We start from the raw sequence: 14,156 nt of genomic DNA, 5'->3' as shown, positions 1-14,156 counted from the left end.
GTGTCTTATCTCCGCGCATCTATAATTTTAATTTTGAATTTTGAATTCCCCCCAGGGGTTGATTTTATGCGTCACCTACGTACTTATACATTAATTCTGCTGCTCTCGCTGCTGATTATTACACTCTGGTGGCCTGTAAATGATTCTGATTGCAACTCAGAAGCTTTTCTCAAATCCAAAACCCCAAAATTTCAAGTCCAAGCCACTAAAGTTGTTGTTCAACCCTGGCTTGGTGAACATCAAGTATATGGAATCTTTATGGTTCCCGACGAATATAAACAAACTCCATTTTTTGTCTTATCGGTCAAAGGTTTTGGTAGCGACTGTTCCCGGCCTTTTGGCTACAAGCAAAACTTTGATGACATCTTTGCTGAACCAGGAACCCATTTAGTGAGGGACTACATCAGAACTCGCATCGCCCTGCGGCTGATTCTCCAAGGCTTTTATTTCTATCTTAATGATACACAAAATTGGACTCTCACCTTCCCTCAACAACCCTTCCCTCAACAACAAAGTAGTCAAGTTGGTGGTTGAGTGGTTAAAACATCACTTTTCTCCAATAAGAGAAAGCCCACTTTGAAACAGGCTTTCAATCGTTTCTTTATCTCTCAAGACGACACCCACCTCATCCCTATAGGTGAGACTGGGGTCGGCTTTAAAAGATAAAAAATTAAAACTGGTTACAACTCCAAATTTGTCATCACACACCATAATCTTACGGTGGGTATTTTTAACTTTTTTAAATTGAAAATTTTTATAATCAGAAGCTAAAGTTTCTAGTTGTCTTATAGCCGCCGGATCATTTTGTTGACCCCCACCACTTCTTTGCTTGATACCATACAAAATGTAAACTTGGCATTCTTTATTTAATACATCCTTTAACTTGGCTAAGAAATCATAATCAATTACATTGCTGCGTATCCACGGTGAAATAATCATTACCCTATTTTTAGCTTCTTTCAAAGCTTTAAATAAAAACTTACGATGTTCTGAAGTATGAATTATTTCTGATATTTTACTTTGAGTTTTTATTTCATTTAATTCTCTAGCTAAAGTTTTTCTTTGCTCGTTTATTGACTGAGTTTGATTATTACTAAAAGAGTCTGTTTGATTTAGAGCATTAATTTTTGTGCTGAGTCTTTCAACACTTTCAATATCATTGTGTCGAATGCTTCCAACAACCTGATTATTTAAATTTGCCAGTTCTGCTTTTTCTTCATCATTACTAATATCAAATCTAAGAATGTTATTTAGTACTTTTTTACCTTCGGCATAAAGTTTTTCTATAGTTTTTCTATATTCCACCTGAATATTTTCTCTAGAAAAAGTTTCATATCCTACTTCATTGTCATCTGGATTATTTTTATAAAAAACAAGAATAACCTCATGCCACTGTGTATAAACTTTCTCGATATGATTAACTTGTATGAGTTCAACTCGATTTTGACTACCTGGTGTCCCTAAAGCCGATTCAATTTCTTCATAGTAATCAATGACATCTGCTAAATGACTCTTTCTTGGTCTAGGAAAATCTCCCTTTAAGCAATTAGCATCATTCTTATCTACCTGTTTGAATTTAAAGCTATCATATAATTTTTTATTTAAAGCATCTATATAAAAAGTTTTTGTTTCTGAAACTGTATCTAAAACAATCTGCTTTTCCAGAGTTTTTAATCCTAAATCAGTCACTTTTAAATTTTCTTCTTTGATCACAATACCTTTTGAGATCAGACCCGATAGTACCTTTTCTACAAAATGGTCATCAACTCCTAAAAAACTAGCTATATTGGATTTATCAGTTAAACTATTAATAATACATTTAAGAACAAATTCCTCCTGTAACTCTAAGTCTCTATTAGATAAATAAGTTAAATCTAGGCTCACTATATAAAAGGGATAGCCAATTTTTTTGTAATCAATCACTACGGCTTCAGACAGTGAGTGATACTTTCTAATTTTATTTTCAAAATCCACAGCTAAATCAGTCATTATTTTCTGGTATACGGTTTATTTAATAAAATCACTAGAAACTAGTCTTTCACAAACTTTCGGGTTACTATCGATATATTCAATAAGTTTTTCAAACGGGTTAGGCAGCTTATTTGGTGTTCTACCTTCATAAGCCATAAGATCATTACCTACTATGATTAATAGCTGTTTAGCACGAGATAAAGCTACATTCAAGCGTCTGTAATCAGATGTAAATCCAAGATCCTTTTGTTGATTATTCCTTACTAAGTCGTAAATAATGATGTCGCATTCTCTGCCTTGAAAGGCATCAACTGTATGTATAGCTATATCTAAGTTATTCCACAAATTTTTGTCATGAGGAGCAACTGTAGCCTCTAGTACACTTATTTGTGAAGCATAGCCTGCTATAATACCAACTTCTTTATGTACATTGCTCGACTGATAATCATGCTGAATCTGATTTAAGATGGACTTAATCAGATTTGCTTCATAACTATTACTATAACTAGTTCCACTCTTTCTTTCTTTAGATTTATCGCTGGTAACATCGCTTGTTGATACCCAATAAACGCTTTTACTAAATTTGCTAAATTGATGTAGCTTTGTATTGGTGTCCACGCGTTCACTTAAAACCTTTCCTTCGTAAAATAAATCGCTAACTAAGTTACCAATATCAGGATGCATTCTGTATTGATGGTTTAGCGTTATTTTGTTAGACTTTGGTAGTTCATTGTATAGATACTCAAAAAGGCTTGTTTCCAGTACTTTCCTCTCTATATCTTTTTCACCTAGCGCTCTTGTTTGTAACTCTCTATCAATAATTGGTGGTAACTGCTGGTGGTCACCAACTAATATTATTTTCTTACCCCTTGTCATCGGTACAAAAGTTTCTGGTGCAGTAGAACGACCTGCCTCATCAACAATCACCCAATCAAATTTGAAGTCCTTAAGATTAGCAATACCTAAGCAAGTAGCACCAACCACATTAACGCCATCTAGAAATATTGATACTAAGTCTATTTGTTTACGCTTTAACTTTTCATTCCACTCTTCCTTCAAATTTCTCAATTTTAAAACCTTTTCGTAGTTTTCATTATTATCACCTAGAATAGATTGTAGTCGCTTATATTCTTGATCTATCCAATGGGAAAGTAGTTTTTTGTCAGGATATTCAATTCCAAACTTTTCTACATATTCTTTAATTTGTCCTAAAACTTTTTCTTCAATTAATAGCTTTTCATAGATCATTTCACAGGCATGATCAGCAGCTTGTTGAGAAGAAGTATTCTCTATGGATATAAATAATTCTGAATTAAATATTTTTACAGCTTGAGTAATATTTTCTGATATATGCTGTACTTGCTGGCTCAGGGTCTTGATTGACTCAATATCAGAGAGTTTTTTAACTCCTAATAACATTTCATCATGCTGGTTTTCATATTCTTGCCAATGATTAGACGATTGGAATCTAATAGAGTCCTGCCAGTTAATAATAGCTTTCTCTATTTCAAATTTTCTAGCATCTTCTTCAATTTTTTCTTCTCTACCAATTCTTAAAACTCTCACATCTCTCGAATCAAGTTTGATGCCAGAAAGCTTAGTTAACACATTATCAACAGCAATATTTGATTGAGAAGAAATCAAAACTTTATCACTGGGATGATCAGTTAAAATTCTCAACACTATTTCTGTGATTACAGAAGTCTTACCTGTTCCTGGTGGCCCTTGAATCAAAAATATATCTTCAGTTGCTAATGCTTTGCAAACTGCTGCTTGTTGCGAAATATCAAGCTGCTCATTAAAAAAGCGATTGATTAATAAAGGTTCTATAGCTTGTGAACTACTAGGATCAGATATTACTTTACATAAAGTACCATTTTCTGAGTCACCATATTTGATAGCTCTCAGTGCTTTACGTCGTCGTCCAATTTCTGATTCTTGTGCTTTAAAATCGGTTTCAATTTTTCCTTTCTCTAGAATTAATTCAAATACATCAAGGTTGCGAAACTCCGCAATGCTAATCTGCAACTTTTCAACAATTTCAGCATTCCTGGACTTATCTCCGTCAATTATCTTTCCTACTGGCCACTGGCTTTCACGGTAAGGGGGTGATTGTTGTTTAATAGAAATAGTTACTGGTAGCGGGGGTGATGTAATTTGTTCAAATTCATCTAATGAAATAGGTTTTTTCAATGTAATTATTATCCGTTGATTTTCCCTGTCATATTCAAAACTAGAGTAGGAAAAACTCTGCTTTCTTTCATTAATTATTTTTTCTTCTATCTCAATAACACTTTGCCACCTGCTAAAAGTATTATCTACTCCCTTATTACTTTCTATCTCATTTTTTACTTGCTGATCTTTCTGTAAAAGCTGGTTTATTAACTCACTCAAATCTTGCCTAATTCTAGGACTACTACCAACATTAATAATTGGGTTAATTTTGACAGCTATACCATTTCTAAAAAGCCTTTCTGACTGTTGAGGATTAACGAAGTTAAGTTCAGCAAATAAAACAATTTCATCAGGTTTATCTCTATTAATAAATCCTCTATAAATGTAAGATGTAGCTTCTACACCAATTTCAACTGTAAGTCTGTTTTCTTGTCCTTCTTCACCTTTAATTCTGATTATATGTATGATATTGGAATTGCTTTGTAACTTAGATTCAACATCTCTTTTAACTTTCAAAGATTGACCATCATATTTATTTAAATCAGATATTTTATCCTTTAAATTAGAAGTTAAACTAAACACTACAGTCAATTTTGCCGATAAATCATCTTTTATGGACTCAAGAGGCTTGCGGATTTTATCAATTTTCGGTCTGTTTTCCCGATTAGCATCTGTTGCTCTTTTTAATACCTCAATTAAGGATTCTCCGTGGTTGCTAGTGGCATTTAAGCTAGCCAAGGCAGATTCATAGAGAAAATTTTTATCTTGGTTTTCACGAAAATCATTTTTTGCATCACTAGCAGACAATAAATATAAAAATGTCATTCCCAATGAATATATATCAGAGTCCCTAGAAACACCCTGGAGTTGGATTTGTTCAGGTGCTGCAAATAACGGCGTGTGATATCGTCTAATAGTATTAGTTAAAATAGTAGTTGTAATAATTGAAATGCCAAAATCTAGAACTTTGGCTAATGGTTGTTCACTATTTTCCACAACCATGATATTTTCTGGCTTGATATCTCTGTGAATGACTTCTTTAGAATGAGCATGACTGATAGCATCCAGGATTTGCAGCAATAAATCAATTTTTGTTTTAATGTCAACTCCCTGATCAAAGTAAGTTTTGATATTTACTCCGTCAAGATATTCTAAAACTAAGTAAATAAAATTGTGGCGTTGCTCATACCCATCTTCAATAAACCTAACTATACTTGAATGATTTAAACGCTTTAAAGTTTTAATTTCCCGTTCCAATAACTTCAGGGAATCTTTTTCTTCGGTTGAAATAGTCTTAATTGCATAACGTTCATTAGTTTTTAATTTCTTGGCTAGGTATACAATACTACTACCTCCACTACCAATTTCCGATAAAATATCATATTTTCCGCCAATTACTTCGTTAATTATTTCGATAGACATTTGATATCCTTAACAAAAATTAAATATTTTTAGCCAGAGAATATTTTGAATCTATGATCTGGCTGCTACTCATAGATTAAGCTCAATAGTATTTATAGGTTTTAACAAATAAATACAATATTTATATGAATATTTATATGAGTTGCAAATTGCTTTTATCTATTATTGAATCAACTGCTGTAATGTTTAGAAAACAGTGAAATTACTTAATAAACATTGCTGAATATATTAAGTGCTAGTTTTTCGCTATGGTATGGAGCAGTAGATAACCCTAGTCAGGATAGTGGTTGAGTTGTCAAAACATCGTTTTTCTCTAACAAGCTTCTAGTCGCATCTACCACAATTTGTGCTGAACCCGTGAAAAAAGTTTTCTCAAGAGTTTTTGGTTTATCACTCGGTTGGTGATAATGAGGAGTACGCAAATTAGCGGTATCTGTTACCAGCACAGCGCCCACTCCTTGATACCAAAATGGGGCATGGTCGCTGCGTAGGGTGTCGGGTGTCAGCAAACCTTTGAAGGGAATCGGCAATTTTAGGACTGGTGGTAAATTTTGCTCAGAGTTTTCAAAGGCATTCAGTAAAGGCAAATGTTCTGCATCACCAATTACTGCTAAAAAATCGCCTTTGTCGCTGGGTGGAGTAACAGGCAACCCAGCAGGATATTGCTGGCAACCGACGGTGTAACAAGCGTAACCTACCATATCCATCACAATCACACCGCGGAGGTTTTGCAAGTGTGTAGCCTTGTTGACAAAAGCCCGACTACCCAAAAGTCCCGCTTCTTCTTTGTCAAAAAATGCTAACTGCAACGTTTGTGGTAGGGAACCAGAAGCGAAAAGTCGGGCAACTTCCAACACCACAGCCACACCAGAGGCATTGTCATCCGCACCGGCAGAAAAAGCCACGGTGTCATAATGGGCTGCTACCAAAATTGCCCCAGATGCTTTGTCAGTTCCCTGACGTTCAGCAAAAATGTTTACACCGTCGGTGAATTTTTCTAGCTGGGGTTTCCAGCCTAATTTTCTCAATTGGGTTGTAATATAAGTGCGAGATTGCGATCGCTCTTTTGCTGTATAACGCTGAAAATTTAACTTTTGAATATGGGCTAAAAGTTTGTCAGCAGACACCGAGAGTTTACTCTCTACTGGTTGCAGTTGCGGACTTGACACCGGAATGGGTTCACTCACTGGTAACGCCTCAGGTTGCCGCAAAAATCCGCTCACTCCCATCACCACTATCGCCCCTAGGATGACCAACAGCAGCCAAATCCATTTTTTCATCTCCACCTCCGTGCCTTCCAGATTTAGACTAACGCAAACCTCAAGTTTGACAGCTTGTCTTTTGACAAAGTCACAAATTTGACTTACACTGCCGCTCTGGCGTAAGTCTTCAGAACTCAGGACTCAGTACTTAAAACTTGATATATGCTAGATTTGCTGTTGATTGCAATCCTGGGCTTCCTGGGCAGTTTTGGACATTGTTTTGGGATGTGTGGCCCCCTAGCGGTGGCGTTTTCTCTGTCTCATCCACAAACAACACCACAAACACCGCCCCGGAAAAACACGCACCCTTGGCAACAGCAATTAGAATTTCACACCCTGCTCAACCTAGGGCGAATGTTGAGCTATGCTCTAGTCGGCGCTGGCATTGGCGGACTAGGTTCGGTATTAGTAGAGGGTGGACAATTAGCGGGTATTGGCAGCGGCTTACGCCAATGGATAGCAATTATTACTGGCATCATGCTGATTTGGTTTGGGTTAGGACAAGTAAAACCCGACTTATTGCCACGTATTCCCCTATTACACCCCCTGCTACAGGGCAGCTTACACAATAGTTTGAGTGCAGCGATGGTGAAGCTTTCCTTAGACACCAAATGGTGGACACCAGCACTTTTGGGGATATTTTGGGGTTTAATGCCTTGCGGTTTTTTGTATGCTGCCCAGATTAAAGCCGCTGCAACTGGTAATTGGTGGATGGGTGCGGCAACCATGGTGGCTTTTGGACTAGGAACCCTACCCACGATGGTAGGGGTAGGCGTCTCCACATCATTAATCAGCAAAGATAGGCGCAGTCAATTATTTCGCTTAGGTGGCTGGGTAACTCTTTTAATTGGAGTAATCACCTTGTTAAGAACCGGTGACACAATGGTAGATTATACCGGACACGCCGCCTTGTTCTGCTTAATCCTAGCCCTAATTGCTCGTCCCATTAGTAGCCTCTGGACGTCCCCCCTACGCTACCGCCGCGCCCTAGGAGTTGGGGCATTTGTGCTGGCAGGGGCACACACCATCCACATGATGGAACACTCCCTACAATGGAATTTTGCCGCCTTCTTTTTTTTGCCACCAGAGTTTCAGTTGGGGATGACTGTCGGTGCTGTAGCACTAGTGCTAATGACTCCCGCCGCTTTAACAAGTTTTGATTCGTTGCAGAAGTCTTTGGGCAAGCAATGGCGACAAATTCATTTATTAAGCGTGCCAGCTTTGCTTTTGAGTGGGATTCATGCTGTACTGATTGGTTCCCATTACCTAGGCTCAGTAGAATTAACTTGGGGGAATAAGTTAGCCACCCTGGTAATGGGAATCATCACCCTCAGTGTTTTGCTGGTGCGATCGCGCCTTTGTTGGTCAAAGTTTAGTGTTGAAAAGTTTTATGTCCCCCCAAGCAAGTCAAATTAAACAATTCAAAATTCAAAATTCAAAATTCAAAATTGTTCGCGTAGCGATAAGAGAATTTAAGCCCCGACTGAAACACAAGCTAGGTGTACACTCAGGGGTATTAGACCCTTTCCTTCCTGATAAATCTGTTGCTGCACGGAGCCAGGGACAGAAAAACTATGTATTATTACTTTTTTTATTGGTGATCTTGATAATTCCTTTTCACCCTGCCTCTGCCCATACGGTAAAAATAGCGGCAGATGTCGGCGGTACACTCCACATTGAACCAAATGATAATCCCCGTGCAGGGGAACTCGCTCAAGCCTGGTTTGCCCTCACCCGCAAAGGGGGAAAGGTGCTCCCCCTGGAAGAGTGTAATTGCCAGTTGGCTATTTATGCCGAACCCCATTCCCCAGGTGAGCCGGCACTAATAGAACCACCCTTGAAACCTGTTAAGGCTGAACGGTATCAAGGCACGCCAGGGGCAGAAATTATCTTTCCCAAACCAGGAGCTTATCAGCTACAACTCAATGGTAAACCAGCCACAGGGAAGAGTTTCCAACCCTTTGAATTAAAGTTTGCCGTCACTGTGGCAGCGGGGAAACCAGTAGAGGAAGCCCAAGCTGTACAAAATACCACTGAGGGACAGCAAGGTATAACAATAGGGTTGGCGCAACCTGTGATACTGCTGGGGATTCTGCTTTTGTCTGGAGGTATGTTATTTTTTCTAGTGCAAACCCTCAGAAGCGGTAAAGATTAGGGTAATTGGGTAATGGGTGATGGGTAATGGGTAATGGGTAATAGAAATCAATTACCAATTACCAATTACCAATTACCAATTACCAATTACCAATTACCAATTACCAATTACCAATTACCAATTACTAATATTTATGTCGGTGTTGATGCCACTGCCAGGCATGAGCGACAATCTCTTTAATACCTGGGTACTGAGGTTGCCAGTCTAAGATTTTTCTGGCTTTCTCGCTAGTGCCAATGAGAGCGGGAGGATCACCAGGACGGCGATCGCATTCTTTGACAGAAATTAACCTTCCTGTCACATCCTCAGCCGCTGCAATTACTTCTTTGACAGAGAAGCCACTGCCATTACCTAAATTAAAAACTTCACTCTCCCCACCTTTTAATAAATATTCCAATCCCAAAACATGGGCATCGGCTAAATCGCTGACATGAATATAGTCGCGAATACAAGTACCATCAGGGGTAGGATAGTCAGTACCGAAAATTGAGATCGATTCTCGTTGGCCTAAAGCTGTCAGCAATACTAAGGGAATCAAATGGGTTTCTGGATTGTGATCCTCACCGAGAGATCCATCTATGTCAGCACCAGCAGCATTAAAGTAGCGAAAACGCACCGATTTGAAACTGTAGGCAAGATCAAAGTCAGAGAGAATCCGCTCTACCATCAGCTTGGTAGCGCCATAGGGATTGATGGGATTTTGCGGATGGGTTTCGGGAATAGGCACGAATTCCGGTACTCCATAGGTGGCGCAAGTAGAAGAGAAGACAAATTTCTTAATAGAAGCCGCCAGCATGGCTTCTAACAGCGTCAAAGTACCCACAACGTTGTTGCGGTAGTATTTAGCAGGATCAGTGACTGATTCGCCCACATAGGCATAGGCAGAAAAGTGCATCACTGCGTCAATCTTACGGGTTTTAAATAGATCATCGAGTAGGAGGCGATCGCCTGTATCACCTTCTATGAGTTCTACCTGCAAAACCTGTTCCACCAAGTCGCGATGCCCATACACCAGGTTATCGAGTATTATCACCTCATAACCCGCTCGTTTGAGAGCAAGCACTGTATGGGAACCAATATATCCAGCGCCCCCCGTTACCAAAATGCTAGGCATTCCTTGCGACATAATTTTTCCTTTTGAGTTACTACTACTCAATCAATTTAATTTGCTGGTGCCACATTACTCATCTGTAAAATCAGAAATAATAGACGCAGTGTCAAAAAATTGCACTAAAATCACTACGAAGGTAGTCTTTGGGTGTGAGGTTTGAGCTATTTTTAAGTCAGGTAATGGCGCAATTACAGTTTGACCATAAAAATATATTCACTTCCCGAAACCACTAGGCTGACCCTTACGGGTTTGCCAGTCGCTTTATGCCGGGAAACCCGTCCACCGCACTGGCTGACCGCACCGGAAAATTTGAGAGTTAATCTATGTTTCTACTGTTAAGCCGGGTACTCCTGTGGCTGCTTATTGCTGCTGTTGCCTTGTCTTTTTTCCAGCGATTCTATCCTACAGGAACTTTTGTCGGGCGATTAGTCTTAGGGCTTCTGTTGTTCGTTTTAGTTTTAGCGTTTATTTCCCCCAATGAACCAGCTATAGCGTCTTTATGGAGGTTTGTATCATTTCCGCTCAAGCCTCTAGGAGCGTCGGTTTTGATGTTGATGTTTGCTGCTCAGAAGATCAAGGGAGGTGGGATAGACAAACCAGGAGGATACTTATTGGGTTGGTCGCTCACGATTTTACTATTGTCAAGTACACCAGCTATTGCTTATTTCCTGGTGAGGACGCCAGGTATAGCGATGGTTCCTACATCTGGAACACTTGTGGCATTGGCTCCGGTAACACCCACAATCAACATCTCAGATGTAGTTGGGAATAGCATCCTACCCGCGGGAGATATGAATCGGGCAGCTTTAGCCTTCAACTCTATGGCTGTTAAAGTTCCGCCCTACCTCTTGCAAAATCCTCAGGAAATTAGGACACGCGGGTTGCGGGTAGAAGACTTTGTACCCAGTGCGGAAACGCTGCAACTAACAACCCAAGTATGGGAAAGTTATCTCAATCAAATTTACTTTTTCTTGCGTGGCCGTCAGTCATAAGGCTAAAAAGTAATACCAAAAAGGCCGCAACGCTACGCTCTAGTGGCTGGCCTGATTCAAAATATTACTGCGGTGAACACCAAAAATTTGAGTAGACTTTCTGAGGAAGACTAGCCACTTTCTTCAGGAAGTTTACCCATCAGGTAGATTAGGATAGATTTGGCTGTTGAACTTGGGATAAAACCATAGAACTATATAAACTAATTAGGCAAATCGCCATGGAATTTGTCCCTGTACTTGATTCAGAAAATCGCTCCCTGATGCCAACTACACCCAGTAGGGTGACAGGTTGGGTTGAATTTTGCAAAACTGCTGTTTGAATGTCACAATCTCGACGACTTGCTAAACTTGGTGCTTACCTGCGTCCCCATTGGCGGGATACGACATTAGGCATTATCGCTTTATTTGCTGTTAATGGGCTGGGCGTTTATATCCCCTTGGTGATTCGCTCTGGGGTTGAGAAGGTCTCGACAACCTTCAGCTTAGACCAAGTATTACATTATGTATTTATCATCATCCTGCTGAGTTCAGCGATGTGGCTAATTCGGATTGCTTCCCGCATCTGGCTGTTTGGTGTGGGGCGCCAGGTGGAATTTGACCTGAAACAGCGGATTTTTGAACACTTACTCAAACTGGAGCCGTCTTATTTTGCCAGCAATAGCCCTGGTGATTTGATTAGTAGGGCTACCAGTGATGTGGATAATATCAGGCGGTTGTTGGGTTTTGCCGTATTGAGTTTGGCAAATACTTTTTTTGCCTATGCTCTAACACTGCCAGTGATGCTAGGGATTAGTGTGGATCTGACATTAGCTTCCCTGGCAGTATATCCCTTGATGTTATTTTTTGTGTATCTGTTTAGCGATCGCTTACGCAAAGAACAAACGGTAGTGCAGGAGCAACTCTCTGACATCAGTGAACTGATTCAAGAAGATGTCAGCGGTATGGCCCTGATTAAAATCTATGCCCAAGAAGAAAACGAGCGTCGCGCTTTTACCCAGAAAAATCAGCAGCTATTAGCGGCTAACTTGCAACTGGCAAAAAGCCGAAATACTCTGTTTCCCCTGATTGGTGGGTTAGCTAATCTCAGTTCTCTGGTAATCATCTGGCTAGGAACAACGCGGATATCTGCTGGAACTCTTGCCGTTGGTGACTTTCTCGCGCTGCTGATTTATGTAGAGCGTTTAGTTTTCCCCACAGCTTTGTTAGGATTCACAATTACCGCCTACCAACGGGGTGAAGTGAGTATTGATCGCTTGGAATCAATTCTCAGTGTGACACCAAAAATCCAAGATGCCGCCGATGCTATCCGTCTTTCCCCAATTCAAGTTAAAGGGCAACTGACAGCCAAAAATCTCAGTTATACTTTCCCTGGTGTCACAACCCCAGCTTTAGACAATGTTAACTTTAATGTTGCTCCTGGGGAAGTTGTGGCAATTGTTGGGGCTATTGGTGCGGGGAAATCAACTTTGGCCAATGCTTTGCCACGCTTGTTAGATATTCAACCGGGGCAGTTGTTTTTGGATGGGGTGGATATTACAAAGATATCTCTGGCAGATTTACGGGGTGCGATCGCCTACGTGCCTCAAGATAGTTTTTTATTCAGTACCACTATCAAAAATAATATCCGCTACGGCGACCCAGCCAGCGAGCAAGAAAATGTAGAATTGGTAGCCCAGCTTGCCCAGATTCATCCGGAGATTAGCAATTTCCCCCTGGAATATGAAACTCTCGTGGGTGAACGTGGTATTACTCTTTCTGGCGGTCAGCGGCAACGTACAGCCTTGGCTAGAGCCATGCTCGTTGATGCCCCAATCCTAATTTTGGATGATGCCCTCTCTAGTGTGGATAATCAAACAGCTACACAAATCTTAAAAAATATTTCTAGTGGCAAGCGACACAAAACTGTAATTTTTATTACTCATCAACTTTCTGCTGCTGCCACTGCTGATCGGATTTTTGTGATGTCTAATGGAAAAATTGCCCAGATAGGCAATCACTTAGAACTTGTACAACAACCAGGGCTTTATAAAAGTTTGTGGAGTCAGCATCAAGTAGAAGAATTACTGCATTAGTTTTTGTAAAGAAAATTCTTTCATTGCCCGCCTAATTTTTCAAATATATTGCCATTGTGATATTTAGAGTTGTGACTGCGTTAATTTTTTTGAGGTTTAGGGTATTATAAATTACCTATAAAGAATAATTAGATATCAAAGATGTTCAAAATTGAATTATCCCCATCTTCTGATTCCGGGGAATTTACCACCTATTCGTTACAGCACCGTCATATTGGCGCCATCACAGCTTTAGTCTTAATTAGCCTGCTAAGTTCATTGGCTGGAACCCCTGCCTATCACGCCATATCTAACTGCTGGGAAGGGTTTATTTGGGGAATAGCAGATCCAGTCATGAGGTTAGAGCGTTTGGCTCTGATTGTGGCTATTGGCTTACTCTCTGCTGGGGTGGTTCGTAGTACTTGGATGGCAGCCTGTTTTGCGATCGCCGCAGTCTTAGGTACTGTAATTTATTTATCTCCAATATACTTACCCAATGTCCCAATTGCGATCGCCATTTTCACTATTGCCTTTGGCGCTATGTTAATCATACCCATTCAACTAAACTGGGTAGTACTCGCCGTGTTAGGTATCATTGCTGGTTTATTTCAAGGTTACGCCAATGGTGAATCCGTGGTTGGGCTAGGAATTGTGACATCAGCTACCTATTTGATAGGTGTTAGCTTAACTCAGTTGGCGATCGTCATGAGTGCTAGAGAAATTGGACTGAGCCTCGGTATGGGAAAAAATCACCAACCGATGTTCAGTAAAATTCGCCTTGCTGGTTTAGCTTTTTGTAGTATTGGCATCGTGTTTTTGGGTAATTAGCCTAAATCAAATCCTGTAAGTTTAGTTTTTTCAATTTTGATATCGCTAATGGGTAATTTATCTAGGACAATAATTTCCAAAATTACCCTTTTAGTTTTTTATTGCTCTATGATTACCAACATAGTATTGCCAATCAACAAAAAGTCTTAAACAATTAAAAATTCAACAATCAAAAATAAAGGTAAGCAC

The 14,156-nt window shown here is 39.8% G+C and carries 10 protein-coding genes; 6 read left to right on the top strand and 4 right to left on the bottom strand.

Annotated elements, in window-relative coordinates; all coding sequences use genetic code 11:
* The first annotated feature begins 66 nt into the window (after positions 1-66).
* A complete protein-coding gene (locus H6G32_RS08665) occupies positions 67-534 on the top strand; it encodes a hypothetical protein (RefSeq protein WP_190457144.1) in 468 nt (155 codons plus the stop codon).
* Positions 535-546: 12 nt separating this feature from the next.
* On the opposite strand, the gene H6G32_RS08660 is transcribed toward H6G32_RS08665, so the two are convergent.
* The 3 genes from H6G32_RS08660 to H6G32_RS08650 form a co-directional block, all read right to left on the bottom strand.
* On the bottom strand, positions 547-1,989 hold the full coding sequence (locus tag H6G32_RS08660; protein WP_190457143.1) for a phospholipase D-like domain-containing protein: 1,443 nt from the start codon (positions 1,987-1,989) through the stop codon (positions 547-549).
* 18 nt (positions 1,990-2,007) lie between these two features.
* Complete coding sequence (locus H6G32_RS08655) at positions 2,008-5,568, bottom strand: serine/threonine-protein kinase (protein ID WP_190457141.1); 3,561 nt, start codon at positions 5,566-5,568, stop codon at positions 2,008-2,010.
* Positions 5,569-5,843: 275 nt separating this feature from the next.
* Entirely contained in the window at positions 5,844-6,848 is a 1,005-nt protein-coding gene (locus H6G32_RS08650) for a M28 family peptidase (protein WP_190457138.1), read from the bottom strand.
* A gap of 144 nt (positions 6,849-6,992) precedes the next feature.
* Here H6G32_RS08650 and H6G32_RS08645 point away from each other — a divergent pair, with 144 nt between their 5' ends.
* Both H6G32_RS08645 and H6G32_RS08640 read left to right on the top strand, forming a co-directional pair.
* Positions 6,993-8,246, top strand: coding sequence for an urease accessory protein UreH domain-containing protein (locus H6G32_RS08645; RefSeq protein WP_190457136.1), 1,254 nt, complete (start codon positions 6,993-6,995; stop codon positions 8,244-8,246).
* On the top strand, positions 8,221-8,985 hold the full coding sequence (locus H6G32_RS08640; protein ID WP_242046530.1) for a hypothetical protein: 765 nt from the start codon (positions 8,221-8,223) through the stop codon (positions 8,983-8,985). Before H6G32_RS08645 ends, H6G32_RS08640 begins: the two co-directional genes overlap by 26 nt.
* 124 nt (positions 8,986-9,109) lie before the next feature.
* On the opposite strand, the gene galE is transcribed toward H6G32_RS08640, so the two are convergent.
* On the bottom strand, positions 9,110-10,111 hold the full coding sequence (gene galE, locus H6G32_RS08635; RefSeq protein ID WP_190457134.1) for a UDP-glucose 4-epimerase GalE: 1,002 nt from the start codon (positions 10,109-10,111) through the stop codon (positions 9,110-9,112).
* A gap of 308 nt (positions 10,112-10,419) precedes the next feature.
* Here galE and H6G32_RS08630 point away from each other — a divergent pair, with 308 nt between their 5' ends.
* The 3 genes from H6G32_RS08630 to H6G32_RS08620 all read left to right on the top strand — a co-directional run bounded on the left by H6G32_RS08630 (position 10,420) and on the right by H6G32_RS08620 (position 13,967).
* The gene (locus tag H6G32_RS08630) at positions 10,420-11,088 is read left to right on the top strand and encodes a hypothetical protein (RefSeq protein WP_190457132.1); all 669 of its coding nucleotides are present in this window, start codon (positions 10,420-10,422) and stop codon (positions 11,086-11,088) included.
* 320 nt (positions 11,089-11,408) lie between these two features.
* Complete coding sequence (locus tag H6G32_RS08625; protein WP_190457130.1) at positions 11,409-13,160, top strand: ABC transporter ATP-binding protein; 1,752 nt, start codon at positions 11,409-11,411, stop codon at positions 13,158-13,160.
* 141 nt (positions 13,161-13,301) lie between these two features.
* Positions 13,302-13,967 (top strand): HupE/UreJ family protein, encoded by a 666-nt coding sequence (locus tag H6G32_RS08620; RefSeq protein WP_190457128.1) that lies wholly within the window; start codon positions 13,302-13,304, stop codon positions 13,965-13,967.
* The last annotated feature ends 189 nt before the right edge of the window (positions 13,968-14,156 follow it).

This window comes from Cylindrospermum sp. FACHB-282, assembly GCF_014697195.1.
GTDB lineage: Bacteria > Cyanobacteriota > Cyanobacteriia > Cyanobacteriales > Nostocaceae > Cylindrospermum.
The sequence above is the reverse complement of the archived record's forward strand: the minus strand, read 5'-3'. Positions and strand labels throughout refer to the sequence as shown.